Origin of the sequence: Streptomyces sp. NPDC014894 (assembly GCF_043080985.1) — a bacterium.
Taxonomy (GTDB): domain Bacteria; phylum Actinomycetota; class Actinomycetes; order Streptomycetales; family Streptomycetaceae; genus Streptomyces.
The window spans coordinates 137,812-151,956 of the sequence record NZ_JBIBWD010000012.1; the positions used below are offsets into that span (position 1 = coordinate 137,812).

General features: G+C 74.3%; 15 protein-coding genes. 8 read left to right on the forward strand and 7 right to left on the reverse strand.

The window, feature by feature from the left end; all coding sequences use genetic code 11:
- Positions 1-45 precede the first annotated feature (45 nt).
- Entirely contained in the window at positions 46-603 is a 558-nt protein-coding gene (locus ACF089_RS27115) for a heme-binding protein (RefSeq protein WP_392031652.1), read from the reverse strand.
- 264 nt (positions 604-867) lie between these two features.
- Between ACF089_RS27115 and ACF089_RS27120 the strand changes: the two genes are divergently transcribed.
- From ACF089_RS27120 to ACF089_RS27130, 3 genes are all read left to right on the forward strand, one after another.
- Complete coding sequence (locus tag ACF089_RS27120) at positions 868-2,154, forward strand: sensor histidine kinase (protein WP_392031655.1); 1,287 nt, start codon at positions 868-870, stop codon at positions 2,152-2,154.
- Positions 2,151-2,774, forward strand: coding sequence for a response regulator (locus tag ACF089_RS27125; protein WP_392031658.1), 624 nt, complete (start codon positions 2,151-2,153; stop codon positions 2,772-2,774). Before ACF089_RS27120 ends, ACF089_RS27125 begins: the two co-directional genes overlap by 4 nt.
- Before the next feature lie 631 nt (positions 2,775-3,405).
- Positions 3,406-3,816 (forward strand): RidA family protein, encoded by a 411-nt coding sequence (locus ACF089_RS27130; RefSeq protein ID WP_392031661.1) that lies wholly within the window; start codon positions 3,406-3,408, stop codon positions 3,814-3,816.
- Here ACF089_RS27130 and ACF089_RS27135 read toward each other — a convergent pair.
- Positions 3,774-4,412: a VOC family protein gene (locus tag ACF089_RS27135; protein WP_392031664.1), complete on the reverse strand. Its 639-nt coding sequence runs from the start codon at positions 4,410-4,412 to the stop codon at positions 3,774-3,776. The genes ACF089_RS27130 and ACF089_RS27135 overlap by 43 nt on opposite strands.
- Positions 4,413-4,584: 172 nt before the next feature.
- Here ACF089_RS27135 and ACF089_RS27140 point away from each other — a divergent pair, with 172 nt between their 5' ends.
- Both ACF089_RS27140 and ACF089_RS27145 read left to right on the forward strand, forming a co-directional pair.
- A complete protein-coding gene (locus ACF089_RS27140; protein WP_392031666.1) occupies positions 4,585-5,634 on the forward strand; it encodes a Clp protease N-terminal domain-containing protein in 1,050 nt (349 codons plus the stop codon).
- A 93-nt stretch (positions 5,635-5,727) separates the two neighbouring features.
- Positions 5,728-7,170, forward strand: coding sequence for an aldehyde dehydrogenase family protein (locus ACF089_RS27145; protein WP_392031669.1), 1,443 nt, complete (start codon positions 5,728-5,730; stop codon positions 7,168-7,170).
- On the opposite strand, the gene ACF089_RS27150 is transcribed toward ACF089_RS27145, so the two are convergent.
- Genes ACF089_RS27150 through ACF089_RS27160 form a run of 3 tightly spaced genes read right to left on the reverse strand, consistent with a single transcriptional unit; the run spans position 7,160 to position 10,521 of the window.
- A complete protein-coding gene (locus ACF089_RS27150) occupies positions 7,160-8,602 on the reverse strand; it encodes a PTS transporter subunit EIIC (RefSeq protein WP_392031672.1) in 1,443 nt (480 codons plus the stop codon). The genes ACF089_RS27145 and ACF089_RS27150 overlap by 11 nt on opposite strands.
- Before the next feature lie 22 nt (positions 8,603-8,624).
- Positions 8,625-9,566 (reverse strand): N-acetylmuramic acid 6-phosphate etherase, encoded by a 942-nt coding sequence (gene murQ, locus ACF089_RS27155; protein ID WP_392031675.1) that lies wholly within the window; start codon positions 9,564-9,566, stop codon positions 8,625-8,627.
- Between the two features lie 22 nt (positions 9,567-9,588).
- Positions 9,589-10,521 (reverse strand): MurR/RpiR family transcriptional regulator, encoded by a 933-nt coding sequence (locus tag ACF089_RS27160; RefSeq protein ID WP_392031678.1) that lies wholly within the window; start codon positions 10,519-10,521, stop codon positions 9,589-9,591.
- Positions 10,522-10,606: 85 nt separating this feature from the next.
- Between ACF089_RS27160 and ACF089_RS27165 the strand changes: the two genes are divergently transcribed.
- Both ACF089_RS27165 and ACF089_RS27170 read left to right on the forward strand, forming a co-directional pair.
- Entirely contained in the window at positions 10,607-10,963 is a 357-nt protein-coding gene (locus tag ACF089_RS27165; protein WP_392031681.1) for a hypothetical protein, read from the forward strand.
- Positions 10,964-10,982: 19 nt separating this feature from the next.
- Positions 10,983-11,249 carry a DUF4031 domain-containing protein gene (locus ACF089_RS27170; protein ID WP_392031684.1) on the forward strand — a complete coding sequence of 89 codons (267 nt, stop codon included), beginning with the start codon at positions 10,983-10,985 and terminating at the stop codon, positions 11,247-11,249.
- A gap of 71 nt (positions 11,250-11,320) precedes the next feature.
- Here the strand turns inward: ACF089_RS27170 and ACF089_RS27175 are convergent, their stop codons facing one another.
- A complete protein-coding gene (locus ACF089_RS27175; protein ID WP_392031883.1) occupies positions 11,321-12,532 on the reverse strand; it encodes a Cmx/CmrA family chloramphenicol efflux MFS transporter in 1,212 nt (403 codons plus the stop codon).
- 329 nt (positions 12,533-12,861) lie between these two features.
- The gene (locus ACF089_RS27180) at positions 12,862-13,509 is read right to left on the reverse strand and encodes a hypothetical protein (RefSeq protein ID WP_392031688.1); all 648 of its coding nucleotides are present in this window, start codon (positions 13,507-13,509) and stop codon (positions 12,862-12,864) included.
- Positions 13,510-13,739: 230 nt separating this feature from the next.
- Here ACF089_RS27180 and ACF089_RS27185 point away from each other — a divergent pair, with 230 nt between their 5' ends.
- The gene (locus ACF089_RS27185; protein WP_392031691.1) at positions 13,740-14,090 is read left to right on the forward strand and encodes a DUF6479 family protein; all 351 of its coding nucleotides are present in this window, start codon (positions 13,740-13,742) and stop codon (positions 14,088-14,090) included.
- Positions 14,091-14,145 lie beyond the last annotated feature (55 nt).

Sequence of the window (14,145 nt, forward strand, 5' to 3'; positions counted from 1 at the left end):
GCCCGAGTGCCCGCGGGCCCGTCAGCCGTCCGAGCCCGCCCGCCGTCAGCGGGCCAGCGCCGCCACGCCAGCCTTCGCGAACTCCTCGTCCTGCGCGCCGCTCGGCGCGCCCGCCACCCCGATACCCGCGATCGGAGCGCCCTTGACCTGCACCGGGGCGCCGCCGCCCAGGAACAGCGTGCCCGGGATGTCCTTCAGATTCGGCGTCGACTCCAGCCGCTTCACCAGCTCCGACGTCGGCGCGTTCCACGACACCGCCGTGAACGCCTTCCGCTCCGCCGACTCGTACGACTGCGGGCCCGCGCCGTCGCCGCGCAGCGTCACCAGCGTGTTGCCGTTCCGGTCCACCACCGCGACCGTCACCCGCTGGCCCGCCCGCTCCGCCGCGTCCAGCGTCGCCTGCGCCGCCCTCGACGCCGCGTCCACCGTCAGATGCGTGGTCTGCTGCAGATGACGGTTCGAGGTGTCCGCCTTCACCGCGGCACGCGACTCGGCGGCGGGGGTGGAGGCGTTCGCGGAGACCGCGCCGAACGTGCCCGCGCCCAGCGCGGCGGCGGCGACGGCGCCGGTGAGGACACGGGTGCGGGTCGACATCTTCTTCATGATCCTTGGCTCCTGTGGCTGGATGCGGGATGACCGGTCGGCCGGGTCCGGCGGACTCGCCGATCCCTCTGCCACCGATCCTCCGGCGGCGGGACCGCCCCGGCCGTCGGCGTACCGGCTGCTCCGCGCAGGCATGATGGACGAGGCCCGGGTCGACCGATCGGCTGATGCGGGGATCCCCGCGCCGGGTCACGATGCGGGGAGCGGGGCCGGTCGCACGGCGGGCCCGAGCGTCAGCGGTCCGCCGAAGCAGGAGAGAACGTCATGTCCCAGCCCCGCCGGCCCCCGGACGCCCAGGAGGCCCCGGCACAGGACGTCCCCGCCGCCGACCGGGACGTCCGCGCCCCGGCACAGGACATCCGCGCCGCCGACCGGGACGACCGATGGCTCGACACCGTCATGAACACGGCCTTCATCGCCCTGCTCGCCGGAGCCCTCGTCCGCTACCTGATCAAGCACCCGGAGAGCCCCCGGGCGCCCTGGGTCATCTCCCTCAGCGCCGCCCTCGCCGCCCTTCAGCTCGCCGGACACCGGCTCACCGCCCGCGCCCACGGCCGCGGCGAACGCCTCCGCCTCGGGCTCGTCGTCGGCTGCTGGGTCGTGATCGTGCTGCTCGCGCCCAGCTTCGCCTGGTGCGCCGTACCCCTCATCTACACCGGGCTCAGATCCCTGCCCACCCGCGCCGCCGTCGCCCTCGTCGCCGTGCTCTGCGCCCTCGTCATGCTCGCCGAATGGCGGCTGCGGCAGGGCCTCGACCCCAACCTCTTCCTGCTGCCGCCCGTCGTCGCCGTCCTCGCCACCGCCGTCTTCCTCCACATGCGCCGCCAGGCCGACCGGCTGCGGAACCTCGTCGACGACCTCCTCCGCACCCGCCGCGAGCTGGCCGCCACCGAACGGCGCGAAGGCGCGCTCGCCGAACGCCAGCGGCTCTCCATGGAGATCCACGACACCCTCGCCCAGAACCTCTCCAGCCAGCAGATGCTGCTCCAGGCCGCCGAACGCACCTGGGACAGCGACCCCGGACGCGCCCGCGGCCATGTCCGCACCGCCGAGTCCATCGCCGAACGCAGCCTCGCCGAGGCCCGCCGCTTCGTCCACGACCTCGCCCCCGCCGAACTCGCCGAGGGCGGCGGCCTCGCCCAGGCGCTGCGCACCCTCGCCGAACGCGAGAGCGCCGACGCCCTGCCCGTCCGCTTCCACCTCGACGGGACCCCCGGCGAACTGCCCGACCGGGTGCAGTCCGCACTCCTGCGCATCGCCCAGGGCGCGCTCGCGAACGTACGCGAACACGCCGGAGCGACCTCCGCGACGCTCACCCTCAGCCACCTCGACGACCAGGTCGTCCTCGACATCGCCGACGACGGCGTGGGATTCCGCCCCGCCGAGCGGGCCCCCGGCGTACGCGACCCGGGAGTACGGGGGCACGGCCTCGCCGCCATGCGCGCCCGGCTCCGGCAGCTCGGCGGCGTCCTCACCGTCGAATCCGCGCCCGGCGAAGGCACCGTCCTCTCCGCCGCGATCCCCCTCGAACGTCCCCTGGAGGACCGATGACCGCCGTACGGATCCTGCTCTGCGACGACCACGCCGTCGTCCGCGCCGGGCTGCTCGCCCTGCTCGGCAGCGAACCCGACATCGAGGTCGTGGGGGAGGCGGGCAGCGGGGAGGAGGCGGTGGCCATGGCGGCGAAGCTGCGGCCCGACGTGGTGCTGATGGATCTTCAGCTCGGGGCCGGGATCGACGGCGTGGAGGCGACCCGCCGGATCGCCGCCCCCGACGTCCACGTCCTCGTCCTCACCACGTACGACACCGACGCCGACATCACCCGCGCCATCGAGGCCGGCGCGACCGGCTACCTCCTCAAGGCCGAACGCCCCGAGGAGCTGTTCACCGCGATCCACGCCGCCGCCCAGGGCCGCACCGTCCTCTCGCCGCCCGTCGCGACCCGCGTCATGGACCGCATGCGCGGCGCGGGGCGGCCCACCCTCACCGACCGCGAACGCGACATCCTCGGCCAGCTCGCCCGCGGCCTCGGCAACCGCGAGATCGCCCGCGCCCTCTTCATCAGCGAGGCCACCGTCAAAACCCACCTCGGCCGCATCTACGCCAAACTCAACGTCGACACCCGCACCGGCGCCGTCTCCACCGCGAAGGAACTCCGCCTCCTCCCCTGACCACCGACGCCCTACCGAACTGCCCCCCCAGCCCCGCCGGCGTCACACCCGGCCCGGGCGGCGTCATCCCCAGCCCCGCCGGTGTCATACCTGACCCGCGCGGTGTCATCCCCAGCCCCGCCGGCGTTTGAGGCGCGTCACATGGGCCTGCGCTGAACCGTGCCCTGCCGGTGTCATACCTGGCCTCGTCGGCGCGATACCCGGCCCGGGCGGCGTCATCCCCAGCCCCGCCGGCGTTTGAGGCGCGTCACATGGACCTGCGCCGAACCGTGCCCTGCCGGTGTCATACCTGGCCTCGCCAGCGCGATACCTGGCCCGGGCGGTGCCATTCCCAGCCTCGCCGGCGTTTGAGGCGCGTCACGTGGGCCTGCGCTGAACCGTGCCCTGCGGGCGTCATACCTGGCCTCGTCGGCGCGGTACCTGGCCCGGGCGGTCTCACCCAGCCCCGCCGGCGTTTGAGGCGCGTCACATGGGCCCGCGCTGAACCGTGCCCTGCGGGCGTCATCCCCAGCCCCGCCGGCGTTTGAGGCGCGCGAGTCGGGCCCGCGCCGAACCGAGCCCCGCCGGCACACCACCCACCCCCCTCCGAAAAGACGGTGCGGCGCGCCCGGTCCACGGCGAGACTCGGCGTATGAATACGAAGATCAACCGAATCAACCCCGAGAAGCTCCACCAGACCCCCGGCTACCACCACATCACCGTCGTCGACTCCGGCCCCGTCGCCCATCTCTCCGGCCAGTGCCCCCTGGCCCCCTCCGGGGATCTCGTGGGCGACGGCGATCTCGACGCCCAGATCGACCAGGTCGTCGCCAACACCCTCGCCGCGCTCGCGGAGCTCGACGCACAGCCCGAGGACGTCGTGCGCTCGGTGATCTATGTGGTGGGCACCGAGTCCGAGACGCTGGCCGGGGCGTGGCACCGGCTGAACGCCTCGGCGATCGGCGGCGCGTTCTCCACCGCCAGCACCCTGCTCGGCGTCACCGTGCTCGGCTACTCGGGTCAGCTGATCGAGGTCGATCTGACGGTCGCACTGCCCGGCTGACGGGCCGCCAGCCCCAGCACCGGCCCCTCCGGGGTGTGGAGGAGACCGTCGTGGAAGCGGTGGCCCGCGCGGGCGGCTGCGGCGGGCAGATCGTCGACCGTGACCGTCAGCCGCCAGCCCGGCGGGCCCCCGGCGGCGAACTCGGCGAGGTGCGGCTCCGCGCCGAGTACGTCCCGGTAGAAGCGGCGGGCCCCGTCGGGGTCGGCGCGGCCGAGGACCATCGGGCGCGGCTCGGTCCAGCCGCTGAAGGTCCGGGCCTGCCAGAAGGACACCGCCGCGCCGAAGGGATCGAGCAGGGTCGCCATCCGCCCCTGGTCGCCCGCGTCGAACGGAGGCACCACGAGCCGCGCCCCGCGCCCGGTCGCCGCCTCGGCCCGCCGGTCCACGTCGTCGACGGCGAGATAGTGCGCGAGGTGCGCGGGGGTGCCCGGCGGATAGACCGGGTCCGAGAGGTCGCTGACCCCGCCGATCGGCTCGCCGTCCGCGTAGATCTTGGTCGCCCGCCGCCAGTCGTTCTCGTCGACGGCGAAGCGCCAGCCGAGCACATGGGTGAGGAACTCGGCGGCGCTGTGCGGGTCATGGGCTTTGAGGTCCATCCAACAGAACGTGTTCACCTCGCCGTGATAGCCGCTCCCAAAGAGGGTCGGCAACCGAATTCCGGTGTCAACTTTCGGGTACGGGAGGTTCCGCGTCCCGTACCCGAAGGGCGCGGGACCACGCGACCTCCGGGCGACGCGCGCCGGGCCCCCGCCGGGAGAGCGTGGCCCCATGGGCAGCGAGAGCGGGGAGGACCGGATGGCGTCGCCGGAGGCGAACTGGAGCGTCGTGGGGGTGCTGGGCGCCGCCCGGGGCGCGACGGGCGGCGGGGACACGATCGGCACCGAGCATCTGCTCGTCGCGATCGCGGACGTCCGGGGCGACGCGGGCCGGGCGCTCTGCGTGGCGGGCGCGACCGTCGCCGCCCAGCTGGCCGTCCTGCGCGGCCGGGACGAGGGATCGTGGCTCAGCGCGGACGACCGGGAGGCAAGCCTGCCGTCGGAGCGGGTGCTGGGCGACGACGGCGACAGCGGGCGGCTCAGCGGGGCCGCGATCCGGGCGTTCCGCTTCGCGATGGGGCGGGCGCGGGAGGAGAACGCGAAGAAGTACACGGCCGAGCAGCTGCTGCGCGGGCTGCTGGACGACGCCGAAGGCCGGGCCGCCGAGGTGCTCCGGATCTGCGGCTCGTCCCCGGAAGAGGTGCTCCGGGCGCTCGACGGCGCGCCGCCGGAGGACGGGATCGACCCGCTGCTGAGGCCCACCCGCGACGCCCTCCTCGGCCGCCGTGCGCGGAAGCCTCCCTTCTGGAAGCGGCTGCTGCTCGTCTTCACCAAGGGCGTCAACCTGGCCGCCGCGCCGGTGACCTGGGTCGGGCTCGACTGTCTGGAGCAGTCCCGCGGGCTCGGCCAGGAGGCGGGCACCGAGCATGTGCTGCTCGCCGTCCTCGCCACCCACGAGGCCGGTCTGCGCCATCCGCACATGGCGGCCGAGGGCGGGGCCGATCCGGAGGTCCGCCGGGCGGGCGGGGCGCGGCTGGCCCGGATGGGCGTCGACTACGCGTCGGTGTACCGGGCGGTCGAGCGCGCCGACTTCGACCTCGGGTCGGACGAGCGGGACTTCGACGCCTTTCTCGACGCCGCGGAGGGCGACGAGGGAACCGGCCCCCTGGTGGACGCCCTCCTGCGGGGCGACACTCGGGCCCGGCGGCTCCTCGAGTCGCTGGGCTTCGCCGTCGACCGGACGGGCCCCCCGCCGAGCGGCCCGATGAGCGGCCCGATCTGACCGGGGTCCGCGAGGGATCGGCCGGCTCGGCGCCGGGGCGTTCGCCCGTGCGACACCGTCGGTCCGCTCGGACCAGGACTGAGGAGTGACCTCATGAACCGTCCCGCGCGAACGCCGCTCTTCATCGACGGCGCGTACACCGAGGGTTCCGGATCGCGGACCTTCGAAGTGATCAGCCCCGCCACCGGCGAGCCCGTCGGCTCGATCCCGCTGCCCGGCGCGGCCGAGCTGGAGACCGCCGTACGCTCCGCACACCGCGCCCAGCGCTCCTGGGCCGCCGTGAACGTGTGGGAGCGGGCGGCCGTCTGCCATCGGATCGCCGACGGGATCGACGCCGGACGGGACGAGCTGGCGCTGCTCCAGACCCTGGAGCAGGGCAAGCCGCTCGCCGAGTCCGTCGCCGACGTCACCGAGGCCGCGCAGCTCTTCCGGCTGCACGCCGAGGACGCCGTACGGCTCAACGGGGAGACGCTGCTCTCCCGTGACAGCTCCAAACGGATGTTCACCTTCCACCGTCCGGTGGGCGTCTGGGGGATCATCACGCCCTGGAACTTCCCGCTGCTGATGTTCGCCGAGTTCGCCGCCCCCGGGCTCGCCACCGGCAACGCGCTGGTGGTGAAGCCCCCGGCGCACACCCCGCTCACCGTGCTGCGCGCGATGGAGGCCGTGACGGCCGCCGGGCTGCCCCCGGGGCTGGTCTCGGTGCTCCCCGGCGACGGGGAGTTCGGCGGCGCCCTCGTCCGCCACCGGGGCGTCGACGCCATCGGCTTCATCGGCTCCTCCGCCACCGGCGCGAGGATCCAGGCCGCCGCCGGGCTCAAGCGCTCCCTGATGGAGTGCTCGGGCAACGGCCCGCTGGTGGTCCTCGCCGACGCCGACGTCGGGGCCGCCGCGAAGGCCGCCGTGGACGGCGCGTACCCCTGCGCGGGCCAGGTCTGCTGCGCCACCGAACGGGTCGTGGTCCACGCCGAGGTGCACGACGCCTTCGTGGCGGCCGTGCTGCGCGAGTCCGAGCGGGTGGTGCTCGGGGATCCGCTGGACCCGGCCACCGTGCTCGGCCCGCTCAACAACGAGGGCGTCGCGCGGAAGATGGACCGCCATCTCGCCGACGCGCGGGAGCGGGGCGCGCGGGTCCTCACCGGCGGCCGGCGGCGGGCGGGGATGCCGACGGAGCTGTACTACGAGTTCACCGTGGTGGACCGGGTGCCCGAGGACAGCCTGCTGGCGAAGGAGGAGTCCTTCGGCCCCGTCGTCCCGGTCATCGCCGGCCGGGACGAGGACGATCTGCTGCGGATCGCCAACGACGACGAACTCGGACTCCAGGGCGCGGTCTTCACCCGCAGCATGACGTCCGCGTTCCGGTTCATCGAGGAGATGCAGGTGGGCCAGGTCGTCGTCAACGACACCAACAACTGGTGGGACATCAACATGCCGTTCGGCGGGGCCGGGGGCCGGTCCACCGGCTGGGGGCGCATCGGCGGCAGGTGGACCCTGATGGACATGACCGACACCCGGACCGGGGTGATCAGTCTGTAGGGGCGGCCGCGCCCGCCGGGGCGGGGAGACCGCGCAGGCCGAACCAGTACGTGGCGCAGAACCCGGCCGCGTACCCGGTCAGCAGCCCGCCCGCGTACACCGCGACCGTCGTGCCCGGGCCGTGGCTGCCCTGGAGCAGCGGGAACAGCGCCCACCCCGACGGGCCGATCGCCGTCGAGCCCACCGTGTCGCCGAACATGTGGAAGAGCCCGATGAAGCCGCCGCCGAACGCCCCGCCGACACAGGCGGTGACGAACGGGCGGCCCAGCGGCAGCGAGACGCCGTAGATCAGCGGCTCGCCCACGCCCAGCAGCCCCGCCGGGAGGGCCGAGCGGATGGTGGTCCGCAGCGCCGGGTCGTGGGGGAGCCGTACGTACACCGCCATCGCCGCGCCGACCTGCCCCGCGCCCGCCATCGCCAGGATGGGCAGGAGGACGGTGAAGCCCTGCTGGTCGATGAGGGTGGCGTGGATCGGGATCAGGGCCTGGTGCAGACCGAGCATGACCAGCGGCAGGAACAGCCCGCCGAGGACGAAACCGGCGATCGCGCCGCCGGTCGCGAGCAGCGCTCCCGCGAGGTCGCCGATGGCGGCCGAGACCGCGCCGGCCGCGTACATCAGCCCGTAGAGCGTGACCAGTCCGGAGACGAGGACGGTGACCGTCGGCGTCACCAGGACGTCCAGGGCGGCGGGCACGGTCGCGCGGCAGGCCCGCTCCACGTACACCGCGAGCACCGCCGCGCCCAGCGCGCCGAGGACGCCGCCCTGGCCGGGGGAGAGCCGCTGCCCGAACGCCTCGACGTTCGCGACGCCGGGGAAGACGACGACGGCGGCGACCGCGCCGCCGAGGATGGGCGTGCCGCCGAACTCCTTCGCCGTGAGGTAGCCGACGAAGACCGCGATCAGCGCCATGAAGCCGCCGGCGAGCGCGGTGAGGGCGGGGGTGAGCCCGGGCAGCAGACCGAGATTGATGAGGAGGCCGTTGAGCCCGGCGATGATGCCGCAGCCGATGAGGGCGGGGATCAGCGGGACGAAGACGTTCGCCACCCGCCGCAGGAGCAGCTTGCCGGGGGTGGCGTTACGGGCCCGCTGATCCGCCCGGATGGCCGCGCCGCGCTCGGCGAGCCCGGGGCCGGCGCCGGGGCCCGGTCCCGGTGCGGCGACCGGCGCCGGGTCGGCGGCCGCCAGCAGCGCCTGGAGTTCGGGGGTGACCCTGGCGACCGTGCCCGGTCCGAGGACGATCTGATACGTGTCGTCCTCGACCACGCCGAGCACCGCGGGCAGCGCCCTGAGCCGCTCGTCCTGGACGAGGGAGCGGTCGCGCAGCCCCAGGCGGAGCCGGGTCATGCAGTGGGCGACGGAGGAGATGTTCGCCGCGCCGCCGACGAGGGGGAGGATCGCGGCGGCTACGGCACGGTGCTCTGATCGGTCCATGTGGGGGCGCCTCGCGGTGCGGTCATTCTCTGGTGGCGGAGCGGAGCGCGGCGCGCAGATGGCCGCCGTTCTCGGTGAGCAGCCGGGCGGCGGTGGGGGCGTCGACCCGGCCGAGGAGGCTGAGGATGGCGTTCTTCACCTCGCCGTCGGCGGCGGCGAGCGCGGACTCGATCTCGCCGTCCGGCGCGCCGGTGGCGAGGGAGACGATCCGGCGGGAGCGGGCGTGCAGCTTCTCGTTGGAGGCGCGGAGGTCGACCATGAGATTTCCGTAGGTCTTGCCGAGCCGGATCATGGTGATGGTCGAGATCATGTTGAGGACGAGCTTCTGGGCGGTGCCCGCCTTCAGCCGGGTGGAGGCGGTGAGGAGTTCGGGCCCGGTGACCACCTCGATGCCGTGGTCGGCGGCGGCGGCCAGCGGGGAGCCCGCGTTGCCGGAGAGCCCGACGGTGAGCGCGCCGAGGGAGCGGGCGTGGGCGACCGCTCCGACGGCGTACGGGGTGCGCCCCGAGGCGGAGATCCCGACGACGGTGTCGTCGGGACCGAGCCGCAGGGCGTCGAGATCGGCCGCGGCCAGCTCGGCGCTGTCCTCCGCCCCCTCGGCGGCCCGGACGACGGCGTCCGGGCCGCCCGCGATCAGCCCCACGACCTCGCCGGGCGCGGTGTTGAAGGTGGGCGGGCACTCGCTGGCGTCCAGCACCCCCATCCGGCCGGGGGTGCCCGCGCCCGCGTAGATCAGCCGGCCGCCGCGCGCCATCCGCTCGGCGGTGGCGTCGATGGCGGCGGCGATCAGCGGGAGCTGGGCGGCGACGGCGTCCGGCACGGTCCGGTCCTCGCCGTTCATGATGCGGGCGATGTCCAGGGTGGGGAGCCGGTCGATGTCGGCGAGTTCGGGCCGGAACGCCTCGGTCGTGAGCGAGTCGAGCTGGGCGCGGAGTTCGCCGTATGCGGAGGAGGTGGAGGTCATCGTGCGCGTTTCCTTCGACTCGTCAGCGGGCGGTGCGCGGGCTGTGGCGGTGGGCGAGCGCCTCGTAGGAGGCGGCGAGCGCGGGGGCCGCCGTCTCGTAGGTCCGCTGGGCGACGCCTATGAAGAGACAGTCGACGACGAGGAGCTGGCTGGTCCTGGAGGACATCGCGGCGGGCCGCAGCTCGCTCTCGCGGGCGGTGGAGGTGGTCAGCAGATGGTCGGCGTAGCTGGCGACGGGCCCGTCGGGGCGGCCGGTGATGGCGACGGTCGTCGCGCCGTGCTCGAAGGCGGTGCGCAGCGGTTCGATCACATCGCCGGTGGAGCCGGAGTGGGTGATGGCGATGGCGACGTCGCCGGGGCGCAGCTGTACGGCGTTGGTGACGGCGAGGTGGGGGTCGGTGTGGGCGTGGGCGATCAGGCCGATGCGGAGGAGTTTCTGCGCGAGGTCCTGGCCGACGAGGGAGGAGGCGCCGACGCCGTAGATGTCGATGCGGCGGGCGGTCGCGGCGGCGGCGACGGCGGCGGCGAGCTGCGCGGTGTCGAGTCCGGCGGCGGTGTCGGCGAGGGTCTGCTGTTCGTCGTGGGCGAGTTTGGCGACGACGTCGGCGAGCGGGTCGTCGACGGCGATGTCGGCGGTGACGCTGGGCGCGCGGCCGGACTGCTGGTGGGCGGCGAGCCCGGCGAGGGCGAGGCGCAGATCGCGGTAGCCGGGGTAGCCCAGCAACCGGGCGGTGCGGACGACGGTGGCCTCGCTGGTGCCGGTCAGCTCGGCGAGCCCGGTGACCGTGAGGGCGGCGCAGCCCGCCGGGTCGTCGGCGACGGCTCCGGCGACGCGCTGCATGGAGCGGGTCATGGAGGGGGTGAGGGTCCGGACCTTGGCGGCGAGGGCGGCGGGGGCCGGAGGGGCTTCGGCGGGCAGTCCGGCGCTGAAAATTTCCTTCAGTGAGTCGGTCACATATGAAAGATATTTTCACATTTCGGGTGGGGTCAACCCCTGGCGGGCGGACGGGGCGCCGGCCGTCCGGGGTGACAATGGCTGTATGGACGACGCCAACCCTCATGAGCAGGCCCTGCACGCCGCCCGCGCCCTGATCCTCGCCGATCTGGCGGCCCGCGATGTCGCGGACCCGGGGGTGGTGTCGCTGGTCGAGACGTCGGTGACGCACCGCCGCTGGTGGGTGCGGGAGTGGCCGCAGGGCGCGGAGTACGTCACCGGTCTGATCGCCCAGGACGTCCAGGACGCCCTGCTGGAGCGGCACGGCCGCTGGCCGCTCTGCCCGGTCTGCGACACGGGCGATCCGCACGCCCTGGAGATCGAGCCGGAGCTGGGGCCCGATCCCCGGTGGGTCTGCCACAAGGCGGGCGTGGTGGTGGCCCCGGTCGGCGGACTGACATGAGCGCGCCGGGCGGCCGCCGGTGACCGTCTACATCGACCCGCCGACCTGGCCGGGCCATGGGCTCATGTGGTCCCACCTGGTCAGCGATGTCTCGTACGAGGAGCTGCACCGGTTCGCCTCGTCCATCGGCTGCCCCCGCCGCGCCTTCGAACGCGACCACTACGACCTGCCCTCCCACCGCTACCCGGCCGCGCTCGCGGCGGGCGCGGTGGAGGTGTCGAGTCGCGAGGTGGTCCGTCTGCTGGTGGACGCGGGGCTGCGCCGGCCGAAGGGGCGGCCCCGCTGAGGTACGGGCCCTGAGGCGCGGGGCCCGGTGTCCGGGCCCCGCGCCTCTCGGTGTCGGGCGGTGTCGGGCGGCTATCGCACCGGCTGGGCCGGCAGGGTCTGCTCGGCGGCGAGGGCCGGGGAGGAGGCCACGGTGCGGGAACGGCCCTGGAGCCGGAGCGAGACGGCGACCAGGGCGAGGGCGACGACGGTCATGGCCGCGCCCGCCCAGGCCGTCGCGGGGTAGCCGAAGTCCGCGTCGATGACCGTGCCGCCCAGCCAGGGGCCGCCGGTGTTGCCCAGGTTGAACGCGGCGGTGGTGGTCGCGCCCGCCAGGGTGGGGGCCGCGCCCGCGACGTTGAACATCCGGGCGTTGAGCGCGGGGGCGGTGTAGAACGCGGAGACGCCCAGGAGGAACGCGAGCGAGACGGTGACCACCGGGTTGGGGGCGAAGATCGCCAGTGCTGCCAGGAACACGGTGGAGGCGGCGATTCCGCTGAACATCACCCCGAAGAGATGGGCGTCCGCGACCCGGCCGCCCACCCAGGTGCCGATCAGCGCGCCGAGCCCGAAGAGTCCGAGGACGCCCGGCACCCAGCTCGCCCCGATCCCGGCGACGTCGGTCAGCAGCGGGGCGAGATAGGAGAAGGCGCAGAACACTCCGCCGCCGGCCAGCGCCGTGATCACCACGGAGAGCCAGACCTGGCGGTCGCCGTAGATCGACAGCTCCCGCTTGAGACGCGGCCGCTCGGCGGGGACCGGAATACGGGGGATCAGCGTCACCACGCCGACCAGCGCGATCGCGGAGGCGAGCCCCACCGCCCAGAACGCGGACCGCCAGCCCAGATGGTCGCCGAGGAAGGCCCCGGCGGGGACGCCGAGCACATTGGCGATGGAGAGCCCGCCGATCATCACCGCCATCGCCCGCGCCCGCGAGTTCACCGGCACCATCGCGATGGCGACCGCCGCTCCGACGGCCCAGAAGCCCGCGCAGGCGAGCGCGCTGATCACCCGGGAGGCGAAGAGGATCTCGTACGAGGGGGCCAGCGCGCCCGCGACCTGCCCGATGCCGAAGACCGAGATCAGGGCGACCAGCGTGGTCTTCCGGGGGAGTCGCAGGGTGGCCACGGCGAGCAGCGGGGCGCCGACGACCATGCCGATCGCGAAGGCGGATATCAGCAGTCCCGCCTGCGGAATGGAGACGTCCATGTCCTCCGCGATCGGCGGCAGAAGACCGGAGAGCATGAACTCGCTCGTACCGAGCGCGAAGACGGAGAGGCCGAGGATGTAGACGGCGAGGGGCATACGGGAGCGCGGCTGGGCGGAGTCGGGCATGACACGGGTAACAGTGCGCGTCGCGCCTGACATTCCCGGTGGCGGAGGTTTTTCCGCGGGCTGTGCGACGGCGCGCCGGGCCCGGGCCGGTGCTTGTGCCGCTGCTTGTGTGCCCGGCCGCTGGTCGTCCCGCCGCTGCCGTGGTCCTGTCACGGCGGCGGTCGCCCGTCGCTGTCGCCGCTGTCGTCGTCCTTGCGCTGGCGCTGTCGCTGTCGCGGTGGCGGTCGCGGTGCTGGTCGCCCGTCGCCGTCGCCGCTGTCGTTCCGGCGCGGTCGCCCGGTCGCCCCGTCGCCCGCCGCTCAGCCGAGGAGCGTCAGCTCCGTCGTGAGATTGCGGCGGGCCGCCGCCTCCCATTCCCGCTCGCCGTGGGGCGTCCGGAACAGCCGCGGCAGATCGAGCAGCCGGCGCAGCACCGCCGCGCGCCCCGCCCGGAAGGCGTCGTCCGGGACGAATCCGTACTCCTCGCGCACGGCGGCCGCGTACGCCGCGTACCGCTCTGGTCCGGACGCCAGGATCGCGAGGTCCGCGTCGCACAGGACCGCGCCGTCGGCGTCGCCGTCCTCGGGGTCGTGGGCGACGGTGAGCCGGACCAGCCGGGCGACCTCGCGGACGCCGCCCGGCCCGAGCCCCGCCTCGGTCAGCGCCCGCTCGGCGAGCCGGGCCGAGCGCTCCTCGTTCTCCGAGCGGTCGGGGAGATAGACCGCGTCGTGGAACCAGACGGCCAGCCGGACGAGATCCGGCGCGGCGGCGTACCCGGCGAGGGTGTCGACATGGCCGAGCACGGCCGTCAGATGCGCGGTGGTGTGATACCTGCGCCGGGGCTCGGCCCAGCGGGCGAGGAGATCCTCGGCGTACGGAGCCGGATCGGGGGCCGTGCCGGGGACGGGGTCGGCCGCCCGGGCCGCCAGCAGGGTGCGCGACCAGCGGGCGCGGAGGTCGGGGCTCATGCGGCCGACTCTAGGGCCTTTCCTTCGCATCCCGCCGGGCCGATCCGGAAGCCGGGACATGGCCCGCTCGGGTGAACCCCGCCCGGGTGCTGTCGCAGCCCTCCGCGGCCGCCCCGTCCCCGTCCGCCGCCGGGGATCCGCGGCGGTCCCGGCCGGCGAGCGGGGAGCGGATCGGTACCCCTTCGGCTGAAGAAAGTGGCGAAACGGGGTCACACTGGGATCGAAGGAGCATGTGTCGATCCCCATTCCTGGAGGCGGACACCATGGTCACAGTGATCATCATCATCGGGATCGTCCTGGTGGGCATCCTGACGGCGGGCTTGTTCTGGGACTCGGTCCGCCGGGAGAAGTTCGTACCTCCGAAGCCGGAGGAGCAGCCGCACAAGCCCGATCACCGGGAGCACATCGAGGAAGTACGGGAGGAGGACGCCGACACCTTCCCGCACGAGGGAGAGGACCGGCTCCTCCCGTACAACATGAGGACCCACAGCAGCCACAGCACGGGCAAGGGCCGGGAGGCGCGGCCCGACCACGGCCCGAATGTCGGCGGCGGGGCGTTCGGCAGCGGCGGCTACCACTGACCGCGCGGACACGGAAGCGGGGCCCCGGCCGACCGGCCCGGGCCCCGCTTCCCTC